This is a genomic window from Wolbachia endosymbiont (group B) of Pilophorus perplexus, assembly GCF_964028155.1.
GTDB lineage: Bacteria > Pseudomonadota > Alphaproteobacteria > Rickettsiales > Anaplasmataceae > Wolbachia.
Map to the genome: position 1 here is coordinate 497,340 of NZ_OZ034754.1, position 23,810 is coordinate 521,149.

Annotated in this window: 24 protein-coding genes, 1 tRNA gene and 2 pseudogenes; 7 read left to right on the forward strand and 20 right to left on the reverse strand. The window is 33.9% G+C overall.

Annotated elements, in window-relative coordinates:
- The first annotated feature begins 132 nt into the window (after nt 1-132).
- Complete coding sequence (gene coaE, locus ABWU28_RS02640) at nt 133-711, forward strand: dephospho-CoA kinase (protein WP_264686133.1); 579 nt, start codon at nt 133-135, stop codon at nt 709-711.
- Here coaE and ABWU28_RS02645 read toward each other — a convergent pair.
- The 5 genes and pseudogenes from ABWU28_RS02645 to ABWU28_RS02665 all read right to left on the reverse strand — a co-directional run.
- Nucleotides 701-1,885 carry a ribonuclease D gene (locus tag ABWU28_RS02645; protein WP_264376803.1) on the reverse strand — a complete coding sequence of 395 codons (1,185 nt, stop codon included), beginning with the start codon at nt 1,883-1,885 and terminating at the stop codon, nt 701-703. The genes coaE and ABWU28_RS02645 overlap by 11 nt on opposite strands.
- An 84-nt stretch (nt 1,886-1,969) precedes the next feature.
- Nucleotides 1,970-3,289: a dihydroorotase gene (locus ABWU28_RS02650; RefSeq protein ID WP_353275564.1), complete on the reverse strand. Its 1,320-nt coding sequence runs from the start codon at nt 3,287-3,289 to the stop codon at nt 1,970-1,972.
- A gap of 104 nt (nt 3,290-3,393) precedes the next feature.
- Nucleotides 3,394-4,140: a hypothetical protein gene (locus ABWU28_RS02655; RefSeq protein ID WP_353275566.1), complete on the reverse strand. Its 747-nt coding sequence runs from the start codon at nt 4,138-4,140 to the stop codon at nt 3,394-3,396.
- A gap of 129 nt (nt 4,141-4,269) precedes the next feature.
- Entirely contained in the window at nt 4,270-4,956 is a 687-nt protein-coding gene (locus ABWU28_RS02660; RefSeq protein WP_353275568.1) for a hypothetical protein, read from the reverse strand.
- A 51-nt stretch (nt 4,957-5,007) separates the two neighbouring features.
- Nucleotides 5,008-5,172 (reverse strand): annotated as a pseudogene (locus ABWU28_RS02665) (hypothetical protein); the annotation flags it as partial.
- Between the two features lie 10 nt (nt 5,173-5,182).
- Between ABWU28_RS02665 and tnpA the strand changes: the two are divergent.
- Nucleotides 5,183-5,601, forward strand: a pseudogene (gene tnpA, locus ABWU28_RS02670) (IS200/IS605 family transposase).
- On the opposite strand, the gene ABWU28_RS02675 reads toward tnpA, so the two are convergent.
- From ABWU28_RS02675 to ABWU28_RS02695, 5 genes are all read right to left on the reverse strand, one after another.
- On the reverse strand, nt 5,598-5,771 hold the full coding sequence (locus tag ABWU28_RS02675) for a lipase family protein (RefSeq protein WP_353275570.1): 174 nt from the start codon (nt 5,769-5,771) through the stop codon (nt 5,598-5,600). The pseudogene tnpA and the gene ABWU28_RS02675 sit on opposite strands and share 4 nt — an antisense overlap.
- The gene (locus tag ABWU28_RS02680; RefSeq protein WP_353275572.1) at nt 5,756-6,163 is read right to left on the reverse strand and encodes a hypothetical protein; all 408 of its coding nucleotides are present in this window, start codon (nt 6,161-6,163) and stop codon (nt 5,756-5,758) included. Before ABWU28_RS02680 ends, ABWU28_RS02675 begins: the two co-directional genes overlap by 16 nt.
- Before the next feature lie 72 nt (nt 6,164-6,235).
- Nucleotides 6,236-6,445 (reverse strand): hypothetical protein, encoded by a 210-nt coding sequence (locus tag ABWU28_RS02685; protein WP_353275573.1) that lies wholly within the window; start codon nt 6,443-6,445, stop codon nt 6,236-6,238.
- A gap of 96 nt (nt 6,446-6,541) precedes the next feature.
- The gene (locus tag ABWU28_RS02690; protein ID WP_353275575.1) at nt 6,542-7,144 is read right to left on the reverse strand and encodes an RDD family protein; all 603 of its coding nucleotides are present in this window, start codon (nt 7,142-7,144) and stop codon (nt 6,542-6,544) included.
- Between the two features lie 23 nt (nt 7,145-7,167).
- Nucleotides 7,168-7,250: transfer RNA gene (locus ABWU28_RS02695), tRNA-Leu, on the reverse strand.
- A 102-nt stretch (nt 7,251-7,352) separates the two neighbouring features.
- On the opposite strand from ABWU28_RS02695, the gene ABWU28_RS02700 reads away from it, so the two are divergent.
- Nucleotides 7,353-8,795 carry a replicative DNA helicase gene (locus tag ABWU28_RS02700; protein WP_265025034.1) on the forward strand — a complete coding sequence of 481 codons (1,443 nt, stop codon included), beginning with the start codon at nt 7,353-7,355 and terminating at the stop codon, nt 8,793-8,795.
- Between the two features lie 335 nt (nt 8,796-9,130).
- Entirely contained in the window at nt 9,131-10,630 is a 1,500-nt protein-coding gene (locus ABWU28_RS02705; RefSeq protein ID WP_372436128.1) for a proton-conducting transporter membrane subunit, read from the forward strand.
- Between the two features lie 14 nt (nt 10,631-10,644).
- On the opposite strand, the gene ABWU28_RS02710 is transcribed toward ABWU28_RS02705, so the two are convergent.
- The 5 genes from ABWU28_RS02710 to ABWU28_RS02730 form a co-directional block, all read right to left on the reverse strand.
- Nucleotides 10,645-11,295 (reverse strand): VirB8/TrbF family protein, encoded by a 651-nt coding sequence (locus ABWU28_RS02710; protein WP_254229674.1) that lies wholly within the window; start codon nt 11,293-11,295, stop codon nt 10,645-10,647.
- A gap of 29 nt (nt 11,296-11,324) precedes the next feature.
- Nucleotides 11,325-12,119 (reverse strand): hypothetical protein, encoded by a 795-nt coding sequence (locus tag ABWU28_RS02715; RefSeq protein ID WP_264376799.1) that lies wholly within the window; start codon nt 12,117-12,119, stop codon nt 11,325-11,327.
- Between the two features lie 36 nt (nt 12,120-12,155).
- Nucleotides 12,156-13,007 (reverse strand): DNA polymerase III subunit delta', encoded by an 852-nt coding sequence (locus ABWU28_RS02720; protein ID WP_214303400.1) that lies wholly within the window; start codon nt 13,005-13,007, stop codon nt 12,156-12,158.
- Nucleotides 13,008-13,024: 17 nt separating this feature from the next.
- Complete coding sequence (locus ABWU28_RS02725) at nt 13,025-13,612, reverse strand: L-threonylcarbamoyladenylate synthase (RefSeq protein ID WP_007302717.1); 588 nt, start codon at nt 13,610-13,612, stop codon at nt 13,025-13,027.
- Nucleotides 13,613-13,751: 139 nt separating this feature from the next.
- Nucleotides 13,752-14,222, reverse strand: coding sequence for a hypothetical protein (locus ABWU28_RS02730; RefSeq protein WP_019236353.1), 471 nt, complete (start codon nt 14,220-14,222; stop codon nt 13,752-13,754).
- A gap of 75 nt (nt 14,223-14,297) precedes the next feature.
- On the opposite strand from ABWU28_RS02730, the gene miaA reads away from it, so the two are divergent.
- The gene (gene miaA, locus ABWU28_RS02735) at nt 14,298-15,191 is read left to right on the forward strand and encodes a tRNA (adenosine(37)-N6)-dimethylallyltransferase MiaA (protein ID WP_214303411.1); all 894 of its coding nucleotides are present in this window, start codon (nt 14,298-14,300) and stop codon (nt 15,189-15,191) included.
- Nucleotides 15,192-15,549: 358 nt separating this feature from the next.
- On the opposite strand, the gene ABWU28_RS02740 is transcribed toward miaA, so the two are convergent.
- From ABWU28_RS02740 to ABWU28_RS02760, 5 genes are all read right to left on the reverse strand, one after another.
- On the reverse strand, nt 15,550-17,112 hold the full coding sequence (locus ABWU28_RS02740) for a Mur ligase family protein (RefSeq protein ID WP_007302714.1): 1,563 nt from the start codon (nt 17,110-17,112) through the stop codon (nt 15,550-15,552).
- Entirely contained in the window at nt 17,081-18,313 is a 1,233-nt protein-coding gene (metC, locus tag ABWU28_RS02745) for a cystathionine beta-lyase (protein ID WP_264376785.1), read from the reverse strand. Before metC ends, ABWU28_RS02740 begins: the two co-directional genes overlap by 32 nt.
- Before the next feature lie 7 nt (nt 18,314-18,320).
- Nucleotides 18,321-18,605 (reverse strand): BolA family protein, encoded by a 285-nt coding sequence (locus tag ABWU28_RS02750; protein WP_012481743.1) that lies wholly within the window; start codon nt 18,603-18,605, stop codon nt 18,321-18,323.
- A 72-nt stretch (nt 18,606-18,677) separates the two neighbouring features.
- On the reverse strand, nt 18,678-20,591 hold the full coding sequence (gene dnaK / locus ABWU28_RS02755) for a molecular chaperone DnaK (protein ID WP_052264747.1): 1,914 nt from the start codon (nt 20,589-20,591) through the stop codon (nt 18,678-18,680).
- Between the two features lie 73 nt (nt 20,592-20,664).
- Nucleotides 20,665-22,413 (reverse strand): Rne/Rng family ribonuclease, encoded by a 1,749-nt coding sequence (locus ABWU28_RS02760; RefSeq protein WP_052264748.1) that lies wholly within the window; start codon nt 22,411-22,413, stop codon nt 20,665-20,667.
- 149 nt (nt 22,414-22,562) lie between these two features.
- Here ABWU28_RS02760 and rpmG point away from each other — a divergent pair, with 149 nt between their 5' ends.
- A complete protein-coding gene (gene rpmG / locus ABWU28_RS02765) occupies nt 22,563-22,763 on the forward strand; it encodes a 50S ribosomal protein L33 (protein ID WP_012481745.1) in 201 nt (66 codons plus the stop codon).
- Nucleotides 22,764-23,472: 709 nt separating this feature from the next.
- Nucleotides 23,473-23,769, forward strand: a complete 297-nt coding sequence (locus ABWU28_RS02770; RefSeq protein WP_007302708.1) for a hypothetical protein — start codon at nt 23,473-23,475, stop codon at nt 23,767-23,769.
- The last annotated feature ends 41 nt before the right edge of the window (nt 23,770-23,810 follow it).

Genomic DNA, 23,810 nt, shown 5'->3' on the forward strand with positions numbered 1-23,810 from the left:
TTCCTCTTAATCTTTCACTCTATTTTACTGAATTACTAAAAAAATAATAGCTTTTCTTTTTTATACCTATGCATTCAGTTTTAAATAGGCATAGGAGATGCTATAAATATAGTTTTATAAGAAATTTGCTATATGATCATAGGTTTAACAGGTGGGATTGCAGTTGGAAAGAGCTTTGTAGCCAATTGCTTTAAAGAATTTGGTGCCGCTTTGTTTGATGCCGACTCTGTCGTGCACCAGCTTTATAAAGTGGACAAAAACATAATAAGTTATGCAGAAGAAAAATTTCCTGGGGTAGTAGTAAATGGAAAAATTGATAGAACAGCATTGTCTAAATATTTTTTAGCCTATGATGAAAATTGGAAGCAATTCCAATCTTTAGTACATTCCGCTGTGCGAAATGAATTAGAAATTTTTATTGCTCAGGAGAAAGAAAACGACAGAAAACTCCTAGTCCTAGATATTCCACTCCTACTGGAAACGAGATTCCGTTTATATTGCGATTTTATTGTTTTTATCCATGCAGATAGCACTGTACAAGCTCAAAGGCTTAGTGAGCGTAATATGGATAAAAAAAAGCTGGATCTAATGTCTAGTATTCAGCTACCTATTGAAGAAAAAAAGCAAATGAGCGACTTTATCATCGATACCAGCGCAAATGTTCTTTCTCAAGTGAAAGATATAATAAACTCGTTAGACCTCAACACGTGATACGGTTATTCTCCACAAGATTACTCCGAATTTTAGCTGTACTATCAGCAGATTTTACCATTAAAATTTCAAACCTTGAGCCTGCATTCAAAAACGATTCTACTGATCTGCCGAAAAAATCATATCTCCATCCCTTGAATAGTTTATCTATCTGCCCAGATATTGAACCAGCTAACTCATCTTTTGATGAAACTAACTTTCTTGATATGTTATTTTCCTTACATTTGCTCTCTAAAATAATCGAGAGTATATCAAATACAGATTTATCATAATTATCTGACAGAGTATAATTTTGCTGCACAAACTCCTTCTCATTCTCATTGAAAATATTCATAAATTCTAATAAATCTTCCTCTTTTATATTTTTTGTGTTTCTCTTAAGGTCATCTAAAACCTCGTCAATACGCTCCACATTTTTTTCAATAAGACCAATTATTACAGCATTATTGACTACCTTATTACGATTTATATTGTAACGCTGTGCTAAGGTCTCTTGCCACTCACTAACTGCTTTAACAGTTAACATCAACCTTGGATTTGCTTCATAATTAAATTTAATCCTCTTCCATGCATCTTTTGGATTATGCAAATACTTATTAACATCAACTATTGATTCCATCTCTTCTTGAAACCAGCCTATCCTATTATTTTCTTCAAGTTTATTGCACAATATTTGGTGTAGGTCATATAGGTGTATCACGTCATTTACTGCATAATCTAATTGATCCTCAGATAATGGCCGTTTTAACCAGTCTGAATTTTTAGCTTTAATTTTATCCAGCGCTACCCCCTGATATTGCTCTACTACTTTTGAATAACCAATAAAGTCGTGATAATAATGACAAAACATAGCAGCAACTTGGGTATCAAAAATGGGAGTAGGAACACATTTAAGCACGGTGAGTAAGGATTCTATGTCTTGCCGACAACTATGAAAAACTTTGGTTATTTCTCGATTCAGCATTATTTTCTTAATAAGCGATAAGTCAATTCCCGGTACTAACACATCTACAATAAAACTCTTCTCTCCGTAAGAAATTTGAATTAGTGATAATCTAGGATAGTAGGTTAAATTGTTTCTAATAAACTCTGTGTCCACTGCTATAAATTTTGGATCTTTTGCCATCAATTCTTCACATGCATTCTCCAGCTCCGATGTCGTACTAATTAGCATATATTTTTTATTCAGTGGCTATATTTTACCACTTATATTGAATATTTACAATTGATTGAAATTGAGAACGCAACTGTATGATAACTAATCCTTCTGTAAATATACAGTTTTGCCAGACACAACGGTACGTATTACGCGCCCTTTCACTTTGCGTCCATCGAAAGGGGAATTTTTTGATTTACTAGCAAAGTTGTCAACTTTAATTTTCCATTCATGATCCAAATCAACTAAAATTAAGTCCGCTGCAAGGTTTTTCTGTATGCGGCCACGTGGCACATGTATGATATCTGCAGGCTTATATGTCAATTTTGCAAGCACATCAAGTAGACCCATTTGTCCACTGTGATATAGTTCAAGTGAAATGGGCAGCATTGTTTCAAGGCCAACAATACCAAATGCAGCATTTTCAAGTGGCAAATCTTTAGAACTAAGATCATGCGGAGCATGATCGGTTGCAATACAATCAATCACACCTGTCTTTAAACCTTCAATCATAGCTAAACGATCTTCCTCTGTACGAAGTGGCGGATTCATTTTTGCGATTGCTCCATGTTGCTTTACTATATCTTCAGTTAAAGTAAAGTGATGAGGAGTTACTTCACATGTAACATTTAACCCCAAATCTTTTGCACGTTTAATAGCATCAAGTGAATCTTTTGAAGAGACATGTAAAATATGGTAGTGTACATTTTCTATGTTCTTCATTAGCAGTATATCACGAGTTACCATAACCGATTCCGATGCACTCAAGATTCCCTTTACTCCCAATTCTTCAGAAATCTTACCCTCGTTAATTACGCCACCAGCAGATAGATTCAAATCCTCTGCGTGTTGAGCAATAGGAACACCAAGCATACTTGAATAAAGCAGTGCCTGTCTCATAATCATTGGATTCATAACTGGCATACCATCATCGGTGAACCCAACTGCACCTGCTTCCTTTAAGAGTGCCATTTCAGTTAATTTTTCTTCCGAAGTGGTGATTTTAGCGTAAAATTGAACATTCACATGCGAAGTTTCAAATGCTCTATATTTCAAATACTTAGCGAAGACAACACTATCAATCGCTGGAACAGTGTTTGGCTGGCAAACTACAGTTGTAACGCCCCCTGCAGCTGCAGATTTGCTGCCTGTATGTATAGTTTCTTTATGCTCTTGACCTGGTTCACGAAAATGTACGTGAATGTCAATAAGGCCTGGCATTAGAACAAGCCCTTTACAGTCTATTATTTCATCAACTCCACTTGTTGAAAATAATGATTCGCCAAAATCAACAATTTTACCCCCTTCAGTCAATAATGAACCTTTTATATCAAGTTTAGTTTCCGGGTCAATAATACGAGCATTGGTATACGCAATTTTATAGCCTTCCTTTTGCCCTGTCTGCAATAAATTCCAAATCATATTTGAGTATCGATTATAAAATAAATCTAAAGTTTTTTTAGTAAAATACAACCAAATTAAAGTGATGATATAAAACTAGCAATAAAGAATATTTAAATTAATACTCAAGCAGCTATTCTATAACTACCATTTTCGATTTCAACGTTATTAAGTGCGGTATTTGCGTTATAAGAACAGTAACATCCTACTGCAAGAAAAGTTAATGCAGCTACAGCAAGCGAAACACACATTGCTAAATGAACCATTGTTAGACTTGTACCAACAGCAAATGCTCCAGATAATACAAAAGAAACAGAAGCATAATTACCTTGCCTTTTACTATAAATTTTTGCTTTCAAGAATTTTTCATTTAGCTCTTCATCCTTGCTTTCAGATTGTTTCTGTAGACTCTTCTCTAGTACTTCACTTTTGTTTTCAATTTCTTGCAGCTTTGTCTTTAAGTCGTTATTTTCATTTTCGCGTTGCATTATTTGATCAGTGAACGATTGTCTTGCATCATTCAGCTGCCCTTCCAACTGATCATTTTGTGTATTCAATTGAGCTGCCCGACCATTTAGCGTATCAGCAACCTGTGTTAATTGGGTTACTTCATCAGTTTTATCAGTTAGACCTTGCTTTGCATCATCCAGCTGCCCTTCCAATTGATTGTTTTGTATAGTCATTTGATCTACTTGATCTTTTAGCTTTCCAATCTCTTTTTTCTTCTTTTCAAGCTGAGCTCTTGCTTCATTAGATTCTTTGCTAAGTTGCATGACTTTACTAGTTTCTTCAGCTAGTTTTTGCTCTGATTCTACAAGTTGAACTTCTGTTTGCTCACATTTTCCTTCAAGCTCCCTTGCTTGACTAGACAAATTACTATTTTCCTGTTCAAGTTGAGCTTTTACTTCCCTTAGCCCTCCCTCACTCTCTCTGAATTGAGCTTTAGCATCCCTCAGCTCTTTTTCTGCAAATTCTACCTTTTCTTCTAGCTTAGTTTTTGCTTACTCAAGTTTCTCCAGTCGATTAGCCAGATTACTATTCTTTCTTTCTAATTCAGCATTTGTTTCCTTAAGTTCCTTTATAGTATCATTAAGCTTAGTTACTTTTTTAGTCTGTCCATTCAACTCTGCTTTCTTTTTTGCAAGCTGATCTTTTATCCCTTTAAGTTCTTTAGTAAGTTGATCTACTTGACCATCGAGTTTACTAGTCTTCTGTTGTTCTTGTGTTAATTTTCCTTTTTCATCATCTAGCTCTTTAGTTTTTTCAATCAAGCTTTGTTGTATACTCTTTAACCTTTTCTCTAATTGAGTTTTGTCGTTAGTAAGCTGAGCTACTTCTTGTTCTAGTCGTTTAATTTTCTCTTCTAATTTTGGAGCATATTCAATTGGTATCTCAGAAAGCTTAATGCCTTTATTTTCTTCTCTGACTTCTTCAAAGAATTCCTTATCATCCACATCGACATATGACAAAACTGCATGGTAAAATAGGCCACAAATATAAGCAATATGGCGATACTTAGATGGATTATTATCTGACTTAAAATTTTCCCGCTGTACTTCCTGAATAAGGTTATAATAGGTGTCAATTTTATGATAGTGTGGCTCTAAATACTCTAGAGTTTTACCCGTTTCTAATTTTAATGGTTTACCGACATGTTTATAGTGCATACCGGCATTACCATGTGGCAAACATGGTACCGGATCTGATTGACAAGCTACCCTAATAGTCTTATTTCCAAGACACTTATCGTAAACGTCAGCTGCACCATTGTAGAATACTCTTGGGGAGCCAAAAGTTGCAACATGAACATCTTCGGCATCTTCTGTTTTATTGTCCCAAATTTGGGAGAAAAACCCTGGACTTGAAGTCCATCCTTTTAAGAATATAATTTTAAGGTGAAAAATCTGAAAGAATGTGGAATATTATAGAAAAAGCAGTCACTCTGTATATATATCACATAGTGTGGATAACAAAATATCGATATCCAGTACTAGTTGGAGATATTGGAAAGAAAGCTAAAGAAGTTGTACAAGAAGTATGTGCAAATAATCAAGTAGAAATTATCAGAGGTAGAGTTGCGTCAAGTCATGTACACGTATACGTTTCTGTACCCCCATACTTAAGTATTAGTAAGTTAGTGCAGTTAATAAAAGGAAAAAGTTCCAGAAAAATCCAGCAAAACTTTCCAGAGCTAAAAAAGAGATACTGGGTTGTGGGCAGTAGGCTACTTTGTCAGGACTAGCGGAAATGTAACTGACGAAATGATAAAAAATTATATTGAAAATCACTCTAAAAAAGAAGATAAATTTGGTGACTTTCAAGTCGAAAGTTAGCATTCTATGCTCTCTCTCAATCTTTGGATTTTAATCCATAGTGGTTGAATAAGACATAAAGCAGCTATACTAGCAAGAGCACCCCCCATGCTATGACCTGTAACATTAATTTTCAAATCTTTGATTGCTAATCCTTTATCATTAGCATGCCCTTTTAATATCTTATGCACAGTGGGCCAAGAGCGTTTGAATAAAGAGTAAAAACCAGAATGGACACGATGATCTTCAGGTAAAATGACAATTTAGCTAAAGATGCACGAAGATCTTCCTTTACATCATTTAAATCACGAGTGCCGTGATAAGCTATAGTTACTTCCTTATCTTTAATAAAAATATAACCAGCATCTCGATTAGATGAATTGCTACCAGTTAAAGCATAGCCAATATCATGTTGTTCTAATTTATAATCAGTATCCAAAGAATACTTGTCTTCGATGAGATCATTGTCGTAAAATCTTATAATCTGATAACCTTCTTCTTCAAACTGTCTTTTAGTTTTATATTTACCTTTTTCTAATTTTCTATCCACATTACCATAGGAAATTTTGCTGAAGGTACACATTTCTAGTAATTTTTCTTCATCAAATCCTGTAATTTGCCCTTTTATCAGATCAGCAAGGTCAGAAGCATTCTTTCACTCAGCATCTTTAAAATCTTCTATCTTCTTCCATGCTTTAACTAGGTCAGAAGTTCCTAGCCCATTAAGGTCAAAACTTTGAGCTTCTAATTCGTTCTTAAATGGTTCTAGCGCCTCAATTGCGCATTCTCTTATTTCATTACCACCAATATGTACAATACTATCGCTAATAGAATCCATACTTTGACCATGAGTAATACTTGGCATATTTTTTACCTACTATTTCATTTTAATATATCATTAATTAATGATATATTAAAATGAATCAATAAAGTTATTAAAATTTTCTTATTTTTAACGAATTTAGTTCATTTTATCACGCTTAAGACTCTTATTTATGACAACCACTGTGTCTGCGATCTTATCGTGCCAAGTTTGGCAGCGTTTGTCGAAGTTTGCCCATATAAAACCCAAGAATAGTGGTGCTGTTGACAATATAAAGGAAAAAAACCTCTTTATTGCTTGTTTTAGAGTCAATTTTTCAAAAGTTTGTGCACTCACAACTCTAAGCCCAAGTAATAACTTTCCAGGTGTAGCACCAAACCTTATCCACATATATACCACATAACTAAAAAGCATAATGAATTGAACTATTTGATTTAGAATTAGTAACTTGATTAGTTTACTCTGCATTGCTGTTTCCTCTGCAGATAGTGGCACCTGCATTTGATATTTTGCAGCAATTTGGCCTAATATTTTACTGCTCTCCGAGCTCATGAAGAGTTGATTTAAGGCCTGACCGCAAAACTGCAAAAATAAAACGATGATGATTAAATCAAGCAGTACTGACAAATAGCGTCTAAGTCCTGTTACATAGCATATTCCATTATCATCCTTTTTCACTTTTTGAATAGCATTTATAGAAGAAAGAATGGAAAATAAACGATTAAAAAATTTATGTAACATATATGCATTTTCCAATGTTTGAGTGCCCCTGGCCGGACTTGAACCAGCATGCTTTTGCAAGCAACAGATTTTGAGTCTGCCGTGTCTACCATTCCACCACAGGGGCCTACTTTAATGCTATAAGCAACACAAGATTAGTCAAATTTTTTATCTTTTAAGTAAGGATTGAATATTCTACAATAATCAATCCTTACTCTGAAAACTTAAAATGAATGAATTAGCTAATCTTATTGATTCAAGAGAAGAAATATGTAAATTGCCACACAATTTAGAAGCAGAGCAAATGCTCATTGGTGCAATGATTCGTGATAATAGAATTTGTGATGCAGTTGAAGATATAATTGCAGCAGACAATTTTTATGATCCACTACATCAAAGCATTTTTACCCAGATATCTAAAACCAGAAAACACGGCATAGTTGCCAATGAACTAAGCCTTAAGATGTTTTTTGAAAATGATAAAGCATTTGCCGAATGTGGTGGAGTTGAGTACCTAGCAAAACTTGCAGCAAAGGCAAGCATTGCGCTTGATATCTATAGCTTGACCAGAATAATCCGTGATACTTATTTAAGGAGATGCTTAATCAAGCTCGGGCAGGAGATAGTTGACGATAGTTACAACTACGACATTGAAAATCCTGCACAGTTACAAATTGAGCAGGCAATGACAAAATTGTTCAACTTAGCAGTAAAAAAGCAAGGTGATAAGACATATATAAAGCTTGCAAGTTCAATTAAAGATGTGGTTGAGAAGATCAGCAAGCTGAAGAATAACCCAGAGGCTCTAGGTATTACAACCGGACTTCAAGATCTAAACCAGCTTCTTGGTGGTTTGCAGAAATCTGATCTGTTAATTATAGCTGCAAGGCCCTCAATGGGAAAGACAGCATTGGCACTGAACATCGCACTTAACGCTTGTAAGATTTTGCAAAAAAGAACAGATAAACAACACTACGTAGCTTTTTTCTCACTTGAAATGTCAGCAGAACAATTAACCGCAAGATTGATTACTATAGATTCAGGCATTGGTTATTATAAGGCACTGACTGGGAGAATTAGTGATTTTGAATTACATGAATTCATTAATGCTAGTACAGATCTATCAGAATTACCTTTCATAATAGACGATACTCCTGCTCTATCAATTAGTGCCCTTCGTACCAGAATACGACTGCTATATCAACTATACAATGTAGAGGTGGTATTTATAGATTATCTGCAATTAATTCGAGGAACAACAAAAAGGAGTAGTGAAAATAGAGTGCAAGAAATCTCAGAAGTGACGCAGGGTTTAAAAGCAATTGCAAAGGAACTAAATATTCCCATTGTTGCACTATCACAGCTCTCTCGTTCTGTTGAGCAAAGGGATGATAAAAAACCACAACTTTCTGATTTACGTGATTCAGGAAGCATAGAGCAGGATGCAGATATAGTAATGTTCCTCTATAGAGAAGAATATTATGAATTAAGAAAGCAACCAAATGAAGGAAGTAATAAACATCGAGAGTGGCAAGAGAAAATGGAGAAAATTAGAAATATTGCAGAGCTGATCATTGCAAAACAAAGAAACGGGCCAATTGGCAGTGTGAAGCTACATTTTGACTCCAATAGAGGTGCATTTAAAGATTATACAGAAAGATATAGTCTGTAGCGGTTTTGAGTAATTCTGGAAGTGTTTAACAAACCATACGTGCCAAATTAAGAAGCTATCGTGAAACATAGCAATATTTAAGATTGGCATTTTATTTGTTACATTTATTTTTTTAGGAAATTCTTATCTAGGATAAGATGATTTTTTAGAAAGATCTATAAATTACTAACCTTATTACTTAATATATAAAATAGTTTTTTCTTATTTCCTTTCTTCCTTACGCCACTTTTTCTTAACTTGATGCGTATGGTTTATTTAACACTTCCGATATACAACTAAAAAATAGCAAATTCTCTATAACTTGAATATAATTTTAGCTTTACCTAAACAGAAAGATGAATTACTTAATGGATTTTGTTTTAATATCTCTTTCCTTGCCACTTTTTATTACTGAGAATTATTTGTTAATTACTGCGTTGATCCCACTTTTAAGTGCATTAGCTATTTCTTTTACTAGTAAATGGCCCAGAGTGAACAATAGCATTACTGTTGTTTCTTCTATGCTTCTATTTGCGTATACATCTCTATGCACTTTATATTTGGTGTATGGTGATCATTCTCAATTTATTCTCATGGACTTTGGTAATAATTTGCATATTAGTTTAAAGTTAGAGTCTAGTGGAGCAATATTCAGTTTATTAATATCATTTTTGTGGGTACTAACCAGTATATATGCAATATGTTATATGCGAAATAACTATGCTGATAGTAACTACTCGAGTTTTCTATGCTTTTTTTCAATAGCGATTAGCTGTGCAATGTTTATTGCTTTTTCTGGAGATTTGCTCACTACATTTGTCTTTTACGAGCTTCTAACTATTAGTACATACCCTCTGATTACTCACAACTCAACAAATGAATCAGTAATTGCAGGACGCTATTACTTTGGTTTACTATTTTTCTCTTCTTTAGTGTTATTTTTTCCTGCAATAGGTCTCTTATATAATGAATTCCATACTTTAGACTTTGTAAGAGGTGGAATATTCAAGTTTGATACTTCGTTCATAACTTTTATTGCAGTGTGTTTTGCTATGCTGATTTATGGAATAGGAAAAGCTGCATTAATGCCAATGCATTTTTGGTTGCCAAAAGCAATGGTTGCACCAACTCCTGTAAGCGCACTACTACATGCTGTTGCTGTTGTGAAATCAGGAGTGTTCATCATCATCAAAGTTATATTATACACTTTTGGCATCGATAATATGCAACGTTTTGCACAGCAAAGTTGGTTTGCTGGAGGATGGCTTCCGTACGCTGCTGGATTTACTATTATTACTGCATCGTTAATTGCATTAAAGCAAAAGGAATTAAAGAAATTGCTTGCTTATTCTACTATCTCTCAGTTGTCATATATTATATTGTTCGCTTCAATTTTTAGTGAATTTAGCATGAGGATTGCAATTTTTCAATTAGTTTGCCACGCATTTGCAAAAATCACTTTATTTTTCACTGCTGGAGCAATAATAACGAAAACAGGTGAGAAATACATAGATAGAATTCACGGTATAGGACGTAGTATGCCAATTAGTATGATAGCATTTACTATAGGTGCATTGTCCATGATAGGGGTACCACCTGCTCCGACTTTTTGGAGCAAATTTTTCATTTTTCAAGCTGTTTTTAACTCTAGTAATGTAACACTTTCTGTATTTGTAGCTCTGGTGTTAATTGTCAGTACTATACTCAACGCTCTATACTTCTTACCGATAATTTACAATGCCTTTTTCTTAAAACCTTCTAGAAATTATTTTATTAAAAAGACACCAATGCTTCTAATTTTACCTCCAGTTGTTACTGCTGTATGCACTTTAGTTATTTTTTTAGCTACCAAGTAATTTTTTAAATGTAATCAGCTGTATTTATAGCCGTTAACAATAAATTTAAATGGTATTATACCAGTTAGAGTTGCTTTCATGTTTGATAAAGTAAAGCTAACCTCCACAGCATAGTCTTTCATTTTCTTATTTTGCTCAGCTGCAAAAAGTACAGTGGCATTTCCAGCAAATTTAACTAAGTCCTTGATCGATCGGTCAATAGATAGTGTTGTTACGTTTATGTTGGTAATTTTTTTTGTGGATGAAACAGCTTCATTGTTTACTTTTTCCTGAAAGTCTTGATAGATTTTATATATAGAATTGTTTTTTATAAAATTTTCTTGATACTTTGATTCAACGATCTGAGAGGACTCGTATGCTTCGACGTATTGACTTACCAAGTACCTTGCTATGGAAGTGTATTCATCTTCTTTTTCACTAAAACTAAGTTTATGTATTGTAGAAAACTCATCTTCTGTGTGGTTCGTGTACTTCACAAAATTTAAATCTTTTTTAACAGGAAGTAATAGGTATATGTTTAGTAATGATAAAAATAAACATACTAAGAGAAGTAACGTTATTAACGCCATCCAAGATCTTTCTACAACGCAGAACAGGTATCTGTGGCAATACCATTCTACTGCTTTCCTGAAATAACTTTTGTTTTTTACTGATTCAACTTCCATAACCTAATTATAATAACTCTAAAAAAACTTTAAAATATGTCTAAATTTTCCAAAATAGTATGAATGATTATATCACCTTGTTCTGCAATAAGATGAAATTTATCAATTTTCTTCACATCTAAATTTATCATTTTTACACTGAAGCTTTCAGGATCATAAGTATTACTTTCTGCACTTTTGTGATAATTATAGTAGTGTAATTTATTTTGATCATCAAAATAACCAAATTCATCAGCAAGGGTTCCCACTTTTCTGCCTTTACCGTCTCTGACTAGCTCAAATAGATCAATTACATGGTTTTCAGATCCAGGCTCAATAAGACCTTCTACAGCAAAAAATTTAGGTGCATGACCAACATACTCCTTAAATTTTAGATTATTAGTCTTTTTTACACTACCAAAATCCACGAATTTATATTCATCTGAAAGATCAGAATATTGTGGATCATACTTTTTATATTCAAAAAACTCATTACCTAAAAAATTACAAAACGTTAGTTTATAGTCATCATGATTGAGTTTAATAACTTTAAGATAATGAAAATCTCTAGGAATCTTTACTTCTTCTTTCGTAATATGATTAAGTATGACTAACTCGCCACTGAGCATGCGATGGCCAATTTTTGGCAAAGTAGCTATATTGATTGCCTTATTGAGCTTAAAATTTGCTTCATAGATACCACTTGACAGCTCCTTCCCTTTTTCTAAAGTGACGCCTTGGTCTAAAGCTGTATTCTTGAGTAAACTCAATTCTTTCTGCATGTTCAATATGGTTTTTGTTAAAACTTCTATTGATTGCCATAAAGTTAATTTATTATCAGTCAAACTATATACTTTAAGTATTAAATTATCAGGATTTTATCATGAATTTATGTTAAAAGTATTATATTTTTGTGTCATGATGTTAACTACATTAGCTAAAACATGCTTTTTATCTAAGCGAAATTGCTTTGCAGCAACGAAAAGTTCATCTATTTCTTTCCATTGACTTAGCAAAATTTCAACATTATTTACTTCTTTCTTTATACTTTCTAAAATGGAGGTTTGAATGATATGTGATGCTAGTTCTAGCTCAATTTCACTATTAATTATTTTATTAACTATATCAGAATTATTTAGATTACGGAAAAATGTATAAAAATGCTTATGTGACTCATAAGCACCACTGTTTATTGCATTTATTATTACTCCCGGAGTTCCAGGAAACAAAGTAATGATCTCACTAAATATTTTATCGTCAAATTTACACTGAGATGAAACAACCTGCTTTGTTTCATCGTAAGTTAACGGAAGTAAATTCAGCTGAAAGCACCTACACCGGATGGTGGTTTGTATATCATATGGTTTATGGCTAATTATAAGTATTTTAGAATTTTGTGGCGGCTCCTCTAATATCTTTAATATTGCATTTTTAGCATTGCTAGTCATTGCCTCCAAGCTATCTATTATAGCTATCTTATATTCTGATTGAATGGGGCTTAGGTACAGAAAATTTTTCATTTCTCTCACCTTTTCCACTCCTATTGTATCACCTTCAACAATGTGTAAGTCTAATGCTACTTCATCGTAATTTTTGATAAGAAACCAATTAGAAAAGGATTGTGCAAGTGTTGCTTTTCCTATGCCTTTTTTACCACAGATCAGCCAAGATTGAACAGACAAGTTGTTCATTATCTTTTTTTTTGCTTGGTTGTGGCCTATCACCTTTTTCATTCTTTCTCCTATAGATCTTAGTTTGAAAATTCGTTATTTATTGTTTGTAATGAAATTTTACCTTTTCTTAAAACCTTAATCTTGTCTCCAGTTAAGTCAATAATAGTAGATTCTATACCAGAAACTAATTCATCATCTTCAATTACTGCAGATAAGTGTTGCTTAATAGACTGAGGTATATCTCTTGCTTTGCATATACTTTTTTCTCCTGAAATGTTAATACTAGTTGCAACTACTGGAGTTTTCAGTTCATTTAATATTGAAATCGCAATAGGATGATCAGGAATTCTTATGCCTATACTATCTTTAAAGAACTCATTTGGTAATATACTGTTATCTTGAAGTGGTAAAATATAGGTCATTGGTCCAGGAGAAAAGTAGTTTATTAAATTGATATATTCTTCTTTTACCTTTGCTATATTTGTCAAACTATCAACATCACTAACAAATATAGAGAGTGGCTTGTTTTGAGAACGCTTCTTTATCCGGTATATTTTTTCTATAGATTCTTTACCTAGCGCATTACAAGCAAGAGCATATACTGTCTCTGTTGGAAAGCATGCTAACAAATTATTTTTTATTGCATTTATTACTTCAAATACCATATAGCTAAAACTTATGTCTACAATAGCTCTGGGTTTACAGTTATCTCGCTATATGGTAGCAATTAAGATACCGAAATGGCTACTGTTGTATACTTACAGTAAATTTTATTAGCAACTGCTCGTTTTTACAACAGATTTACTACAATCCGAACTCCTCATTGATTTTATCGACTATCGTCTGTGGTGGATCATCTCCCCATCCTGAATATAAAATCTCTCCATAATCTGCAACATCTATAGAGCCAGTTCTACTTTTTGCCAGAAACATTTCTCTTTTATCTTTATCAACTAATACATAGTGCCAAGCTGATCTTCCTCGATCTTTACCACGAACTAGATATATGAGATCTGATCTACTTCTTCTTGTTGCATCAGCAAAGGATCTTTCATTGATAGTTCTGCTTTTACTCTTTATGCCGCCACTTTCAGAAAAAGCTTCCTTGGCTTCAGCTTTTTTGTTTGCCAATTCAGAAATTTTTCCTTTTGCTCCTAGTGCATGTTCTTTGGTATTTTGAGATGAATACTTACTGGAAAAACCTCCTCTTGTCTCATTAGAAGTCCTATTTGTAAAACGCTTAGTAAACGAGTTATCGTTATCATTTTCTGCCATAAAAGTCTCCAAATTTTAGATTGTAGAATCCAAATTTTTACTACACCCTATCATAGGTTAGTTAAATTAATATAAATGAAAGATAATATAGTAATTATTACAGGAATTACAGCCTCAGGTAAATCAGAATTATGCGATAACTTGATAAAAAAGTATAAAAACATTAGCATAATAAACTGTGACTCAAAGCAGTTATACAAAGAGATTCCCGTAATTACTGCTCAACCACCAAAGCAGAAAGAATTTTATAGGCTATACGGTTATGTTTCAGCAAGAGAAAATTATTCCGTAGGTTTATGGCTAGAGGATTTAAAGAGGGAAGTTAACAACGCGCTGAAAAATTCACGAATACCCATCATCACTGGAGGAAGTGGGCTTTACATTAGCAGCTTAATCAAGGGATTATCATCGATTCCACAAATAAGCCAGGAAGTGAGAGAAAACGTAAATGAACTTAGGAAAAATTTAAGTAAAGAGGAATTCTACAAATTAGTGCTAAGCAAAGATCCAAGGATTCAAGGTAAAATATTTATTAATGACTCACATCGCCTCTCAAGAGCACTTGAAGTTATCACTGAAACTGGCAAGACAATCTTTGTATGGCAAGAAAATAGACAGCCTCCTTTGTTCAATAATTTTAAGGTATATACAATTCTACCTAAACGTGAAGATATATACCGAAAAATAAATTCTCGTTTTATTGAAATGGTTGAAAATGGAGCAATTGATGAAGTAAAAAACCTACTTAGCATGAACCCATCTCCACATTTGCCAGCTATGAAAGCACATGGAGTACCAGAAATTATAAGATACTTAAAAGGGGAGATTACTTTAGACGAAGCAATACAGATTGCTCAAACAAACACAAGGCATTATGCAAAACGCCAGTACACTTGGTTTAAAAATCAATTTCCGAATTCTCAAGTGATTGACTGTGCAAATAAATTGACAGAATTTGGAATATTTTGATTATTATGTATTATATTGCTATGCCTATGCAAACTTTTCTTGATAGTATTAAACTTTTTTCTTAAAGAACTTTCATCATTGCCTAAATTGTGATTATTAAATTCTTTGTAAAAATATTCTTACTTATGAAGCGCTACTATACCTGTAAGAGCCTTTATCACTAAATGAACTATATCACGCAATATTTCATCCTAAATTTTTCTATATTCTCTCACTAATCTTGTAACCACAATCTCCACTTTCATATCCTTGTATAGCTCTTCTCATAATAGTAGGAACAAGATAAGATAGTGATTTAGTGTAACAAGAAGGTAAAAATGCCAGCAGCGTACAGTTATGACTTAAGGAAAAAAGCCATTCAGGCGTTGGATGAAGGAGAGAGCAAAACAGCAGTAGCAAATTTTTGGCCCTCTCTAATAACTTCAACATCACTAAATTCAAGGGATTGGCCTTCTATTATTTGGAATCTTTCATGTCCTTTTCCTGCAACTAGCAGAATCATATTTTCATCATGTGCTATATTTATACCTTTCTCTATAGCTTTTTTTCTATCTCCTATCTCCAGTGCATCAGGGCAATGTAACAAAATATCGTGACGAATTTTCCCCGGATCTTCATCGCGCGGATTGTCATCTGTGACTATAACTTTACCTGCAAGCATTTGTGCTATTTTACCCATCTCTGCACGTTTTGTTTGATCACGATTCCCGCCACAACCGAACACTAGAACTATCTTTTTATTGAAGTGCCATTTTAAAGACAACAGAGCTTGTTTGAGTGCACTTGGAGTATGAGCGTAATCGACAAATGCAAAAGTGTTCACTTTTTCCATTCTTCCAGATGGAGAAGCGAGTTTATCTATACACATTCTTTGATAGTCCATACCAGATGAAATAACTATACCGATTGCACACAACAAATTATATGCTTGAAATTGCCCAAAAATCGGAAAAAATGCGTTATAAATTTCATCACCGATTTGAATTGTCAGGTATTGACCATTGGCAGTGGGTATCTGCTTTAATAAAGTAATGTCAGAGTTTTTTTTTCCATAGGTTATAACTTTGTTGCCACGCTTTTCAGCTATGTTGAGCAACTCTCCATATTCGCCTATATCTGCATTTAAAATCGCTGTTTTTTCTTTTGGCAATACCTCATCAAACAACCTTTTCTTGGCCTCAAAATACTCATCGATACTTTTGTGATAGTCCAAATGATCTTGAGAGAAATTAGTAAAAGCTGCAGCATTGAGCCTGAGTCCATGGATTCTGTATTGATCGATTCCATGGCTTGAAGCTTCTAATGCTAAGTGTTCTACGTTCTTATTATTTATGTCACGCAATGTGGAATAAAGATCATCTGCACTTGGCGTTGTAAGGCTATTATCTTTTCTATTATTATTGACACATGTTCCCAGTGTTCCTATAGACGCTACATTATCTTGCCAAATCTGGCGACAAAATTCCACCACTGAAGTTTTACCATTCGTACCAGTTACAGCAGCAACATATTTAGGTTGTTTGAATTGATAAAACCTGCTGACTATTTCACTGTATATTCCTTGAGGGTCCGAGTGGTAAAGCACTGCAAAACTTGGAGTACTTGTCATTCGAGTAGCGGACACTGGAATCCAGTTTTCATTATACAATTGTCTAGTATGCTTGTTTACAATTAAATTTTCTGGATCCCAGTGTCTGAGCACTGGGATGACATCTTTCTTGGCCCCTTGTATTACAACGTCTACACAGTTGTGTACACATCCATTAGGAAGACATGTTACGTGTTCTTTACTCCTTTCTGACACACAAACAAAAAGGTAACCTTCTTTAACTCTCTTAGGATTACATGTGACGCCTTTGATTTCAATATCAAAGTCAGCATTTACAATGTTATGCAGTAGCTCTTTCAGTCTCACAATCATCTTTAACACTTGAACATGGCAGTCTTATTAATGCAGTATTCAAGTCAAAAATCAAATCTTCAGGATCTTCTAGTCCGCAAAATATTCGCACAAAACTTCCACCATAATCTGAATTCATTACAGATCTTGACATAGATCTATGTTCTATTGGTAATATCAAACTGTCACATCCTCCCCAAGAAGCACCGATGCCAAAAATTTTCATGTGATCAACCATGCAGCTTAGTTCCTCACATGAATATTCTCTATCGAGTACTATACTAAATACGCTACTTGCCCCTTTGAAATAACTTTTCCATAAATCATGCTGAGAATAGGAAAAAAGTGCGGGGTATAAGACTTTTTTGATTTTTGGATGTTTTTCCAGCCACTTTGCTACTTGCATTGCTGTACTTTGATGCTTCCTCATGCGTGTTTGCAGTGTTCTAAGTCCCCTGTGTGCAAGGTAACAGTCATGCGATTGAATGGTGACTCCATAATTTTTATAGCTCTCATAAAGCAATTTAAAAATTTTACCTTCAGCAACCATAGCTCCCATCACTAAATCTGAGTGACCGGCTAGATACTTTGTCACCGCATATAGTGCAATATCAATTCCATAATCAAGCGGCTTAAACAACAAAGGAGTGGCCCATGAATTGTCACAAACGGTTACAATTCCACGTTCTTTAGCAACTTTTACTATATGCTCTACATTCGAAATCTCAAACGTTATAGAACCAGGCGTCTCAATCATGATGAGTGAAGTGTTACTCTGAACTAAATCAGTTATATCCTGTGTCGGATCATAAAAAGTTACTTCTACTCCTCTTTTTGGTAGTTCATTTTCGGCAAATCTCTTTAGCCTATAATAACTATTATCTTGTATCAGAACATGCGAACCTGCTGTAGTGAAAGTCAAAATAGCAAAAGTAAGTGCAAATAATCCAGAAGGGTAGATGAGTGCTTGTCCCCTACCCTCAATTTCAGCCAGTGCATTTGAAAAATAATGAACAGTAGGCGTACCAACATTACTATAGCTGTAATCCCTTGCAACACCATCATTGATCACATCATATATACTCTCCCCATTCGCTGCACTTAAGTAATCCTTGTAAGTAGGAAATAATATGGTAGAAGAATGATAAACTGGTGGGTTCATCGATCCTTTATAATCATTAAATTTTCTTCCTGCTTTAACTAATAAAGACTCTTCTCTCACGTTTCTACTATTTATTTTTTAGATTGTATTCGCTTTGCGTATACAAGTGAAGAGAAATCGCATGTAATCGCTCTATTTCACTCTTTAATAATTCATAGATCAATTTATGCCTCTTTAAAGAGCTCATTCCAGAAAAGTCGTTAGATATTAATACTAATTTGATATGTGAAGGTAGTGTCGAAGAAGAAACAAAATAATGATCTACATGCTTTGCTGATTCATCGATAATATTAATATCAATTACACCTATTGAATCGCGTAATTTTTCTTCTATTGTCTTAATAATATCCACAATAGTTCCTTTAAGCAACAATACGCTCCTCTTGTCATCCCACAGTATCTGGGCACTGGGATGACAATCGAATTACTTATTCTCTTCTTTATTATCCATGTCTTGATAATCAGAATCTACTACTTTTTCTTCCTCATTATTTGTTGTGGATGAGCTTTCTCCACCTTGTTGTTGTTGAGATTCCTTATACATAGCTTCTCCAAGCTTCATAGAAAGTTGAGAAAGATTAGTAACCTTCTGTTGTATTGAATCAGCATCATCAATATTATCAGACTTACTAACTTCCTTTAATTCATTAACTGCATTCTCAATAGCAGATTTATCTTCTGGAGAAATTTTATCACCATATTCTGTCAAAGATTTTTCTGTAGAATGAACTAAACTATCCGCTTGATTCTTCACTTCAATAAATTTCTTACGCTTTTCATCTTCTTGTGCTTTTTCCTCAGCTTCTCTCACCATCCGATTTATTTCATCCTCCGATAAACCACCTGAAGACTGAATACGTATTTTTTGCTCTTTTCCAGTAGCTTTATCCTTTGCAGAAACATGCGCTATTCCATTTGCATCTATATCAAATGTCACCTCAATTTGAGGAACCCCGCGAGGAGCAGGTGGTATTCCTTCTAAACTAAACTGACCAAGCAGTTTATTATCAATCGCCAATTTTCTTTCACCTTGATGTACCTTAATTGTAACGGCTGTTTGGTTATCTTCTGCAGTTGAAAACACCTGAGATTTTTTTGTGGGAATAGTAGTATTACGTTCAATAAGTGGAGTGAATACTCCACCTAGAGTTTCAATACCAAGAGAAAGTGGAGTTACGTCAAGTAGTAATACATCTCTTACATCACCTTGAATGATTCCCGCCTGTATTGCAGCTCCAATTGCTACAACTTCATCAGGGTTAACCCCTCTGTGTGGATCTTTGCCAAAGAATTCTTTAACTTTCTCTATGACTTTTGGCATACGAGTCATGCCACCAACAAGAACTACTTCACCAATTTGACTAGCAGACAAACCAGCATCTTCAAGAGCTTTTTTGCAAGGAATTATAGTCCTTTCAATTAAATCATTCACTAAACTTTCAAGCTTTGCTCTTGTTAGCTTCATATTTAAGTGTTTTGGGCCACTTGCATCAGCTGTAACAAACGGTAGATTTACTTCTGTTTCCATTGCACTTGACAATTCTACCTTTGCTTTTTCTGCAGCTTCTTTGATTCTTTGCATAGCCATTGGATCGTTTTTCAAATCAATGCCATTACTTTTCTTGAATTCACCCAGTAAATAATTTACTACTGCATTATCGAAGTCTTCCCCTCCAAGGTGAGTATCACCATTTGTAGCCTTTACTTCAAAAACTCCGTCACCTATTTCAAGAACTGAAACATCAAATGTACCACCACCAAGATCATACACTACTATTGTGTGTCCGTGCTTTTTATCAAGACCATAAGCAAGTGCTGCAGCAGTTGGTTCGTTAATTATTCTGAGGACATTTAATCCAGCAATTTTTCCTGCATCTTTTGTTGCTTGACGTTGAGAATCATTGAAGTACGCCGGCACTGTTATCACAGCATCCTTTACTTCTTCCCCAAGATAAGCCTCAGCTGCTTCTTTCAGGTTTTGTAGTATAAATGCACCAATTTGACTAGGAGAGTATTCTTTACCATCAGTTGTTTTAACCCATGCATCACCATTTTTTGCTGCAAATACCTTATACGGTACACCTAGATTCTTCATTTCAGGATCGCTATATTGGCGACCTATCAATCTCTTAGTTGCAAAAAAAGTATTATTTGCATTGGTAGTTGCTTGCCTTTTTGCTGGAGCGCCAATCAACCTTTCTCCAGATGAAGTAAATGCAACTATAGATGGAGTAGTTCTTGCTCCTTCTTTATTCTCAATTACTTTTGTATCCTTGCCTTGCATTATTGCAACACAAGAATTTGTTGTTCCAAGATCTATACCTATTGCTCTTCCCATAATGAATACTCCCTTTTAAATATTATCTGATGTAAAATATATAAGTATAAAACTCGTTAATTACAAGTCCCGTTTAGTTGTTAGAGCCCAAAAGGCGCGAAAGCCATTTAGTTAACCAAAAGTTGCCCGGTAGTTTACCAGCTTCTTTATCCCTGCTATTCACAATTTGACATCCAGAATTCTGCAATGGCTTATAATCATTAAAATTAATATGGTCTCCTTGCTTTAAAATAAATGTATCTGCATCTAAACTATTATCAATACTAACATTTAATGTAATATTGAACTCTTTTTCGATTGTAGAAACCATATCACGCTTATTATTAAAAATGTGCGCTATAACTGCACTGCGTGCTATTAAATCAAAGGACTTATTTTGATTTTTATTAGCAATATGTTGCAAATCCCTTAGTATCGATGCAACAACCACTTCGTTTGATTTCACTCTTCCAATACCTTTACAGCGTAAGCACTCTGTAGTATTAATTTCCTGTATATTTGGTTTAATTCTTTGTCTTGAAAAGACCATTAAACCAAAGTCATTGATAAAGCTAAATTGAACTTTAGCTTTATCATCTTTAAACGCCTGCTTGATAGCAAATTCAACATTTTTGCAATACTCAAGTTTCAACATGTCAATAAAATCAACAACTATTAACCCTGATAAGCCCCTGAGATTCGCTTGCCTTGATATTTCAGATAATGCCTCCATATTAGTTCTATAAGCTGTTTCTTCTATGTTATCTTCTCCTGTCATTTTCCCTGAATTTACGTCTATTGAAACAAATGCCTCAGTTAAGGTTATCACCAAAGACCCACCAGATGGCAATTCTACTCTATTGCTATATAATTCAGAAATTTGATCTTCGACTCGATAGTAAGTAAAGATTGGAACAGAACCTCTATATAATCTAGGACGCAATTTTCCTTGTAACACATTTTTAGTGTATTTTCTTACCGCTTCACAAACTTCTCTATCAGATACTATAATTTCTGTATCATTACTACAAAAGTCACGTACAGATCTCATAACTACATCTGCTTCGTTGTAAATTAATGATGGAACATTTAAAGAAGAGAAGTTTTGCTGGATATTTTGCCATAATAAGGTCAAATTATTGTAATCTTGCTCAATTTCTTTCTTACTTTTTCCTGCACCAACAGTTCTTACTATTAAACCTGAGCCTTTTGGTAAATTTATTGAATTTAATATATCCTTTAACTGTTTTCTAACGTTGGTATCTTCAATTCTGCGAGATACTCCACCCCTACTTATGGAATTGGGCATGAAAACACAGTATCTACCGACCAAAGTTACGTATGTTGTAAATGAAGCTCCTTTATTTCCTCGTTCTTCTTTAGTTAATTGAACCAATAACTTTTGATTTACTGAAATCACATCTTGTAACTTATATTTTCTATGTAAAGGTACCTCCCTCACAAAACCACTGCTGGATTCATTACTAGCTGTAGAATCTAGGCCTTCTTCTGTGCAATTATCATTTGAACAGTCCACACCGCTCGAATAGTCTTCATCAGGGAAAATTTCCTTCTCTTTTTCTGGAATATTAAAATAATTTAGAGATATCTCAGAAAAAGACAAAAAACCTTGCTTATTTTTTCCATACTCAATGAACACGGCCTGCAAAGCAGGCTCTATACGCTTTACATAAGCAACGTATATATTACCTCTTAATTGTTTTTTTTCCTTGAATTCTTGTTCAAACTCTACAACCCTACCATTAACTAGTAGGGCAACCCTTACCTCGTTAGAACAGGTAGTACTTTCTATCAACAATAACCTTTTGCCATCACTCACCACTTATTTACCGTCTACTTTTCATTCTGAAATGTTCTTATACTACTTAATATATTATTGATTGTCAAGAATTTTGCGATCTGCATTATTGGGTTGACTTTCAGTGTTTTGCGTAATAAACTTGCATAGAGTTTATTATGTCACTAACAATTATGGCGAAAAAAAATGCTTCTTTGCTTGTCAAGCTAGTTAGCACTGCAACTAAAACAACAAAAACTGGAGAAGAGAAACTAACAGGCTATTTTTGTGTAAAAAAACGTAATCCTAAGAACCTTCCCAAGAAGCTCGAGTTTAGGAAGTATGACCCAGTGGTCAGAAGACACGTATTATTTAAAGAAGAAAAATTAAAGTAAGTATATTATCATGCAAAGCTTACAGCTAAAAGGAGTGTAGCTTATTGCTCACTAGTTATACTGTTTTGCATTAGAGAAAGTCTGTTTGAGGTTTTGAAAGATTACGGTAACTTATATAAGTTACGGGAAATTGAGCCACCTGAATAAGGGCTGAAAATGGTAGCGTTTTTGTCCTGATCTGGTCTTTTTATTGCTTAAATGGGACTTGATCTGACACTTTAAATGATCCAGATAGTCTATATACCATCACACTCTGGGACCATACACTTAGAGGTTGTTCACAAACTTTTGAATTCTTTTGTTAAACTTTTACAGAAAAAAATTGCTTGCGCATATTTTAAATCTGACTATAATCATAGTAAAAGATATTTTAAGAGCTCAAAATTTATCTTTATCTGCAGACTTTTTTCATTAAATTCATTAAAAAATGTGGCGTATCTTCTTCAGCGTACGTAGGTGCACACACATACTTAATCTCTGTCGTATGTGCGCCGCACTTTTTTTCTAATCTTTTTTACACAGGAGGATTTTATGTCCAGAATTCCAGATACTTGATCTTTACTTTAGCTAAAAACCAATAGGCGCCTATGGTTTTTATAAAGAAAGTTTAGAAAATAACCAAAAACCACTTGCCATAAAAAGTAACTATATTAGTATAATATTCACATTTATATGTTAATATAGATATAATAAGATTAAGGATTATATTATGGTAAAATTTACACAAGATTCTGCTTCATTGACATTGCATGGTGTTGATTTACTTAATTTGTGCCACAGACAGTGTGAAAATAAATACGAGGGTAATGATTTATTGACAAAAATTAATAGATCTTGGTGTAAGGCTGACTGTAATAGAAATATTAAAGCTCCTGAACACCATTCACCAGAAAAAGTAACACTTAGTGAACAGTTAACAGATATTGCAAGTAATCTCCGTTTTGAGAGCATAAAATTATCGCTTATATCAGATGAAATAGACAATTACAATTCAATGTCTTTTTAATTAGAGTAAAAGAAGATATTGGTTATCTTCTTTTTTTTGTT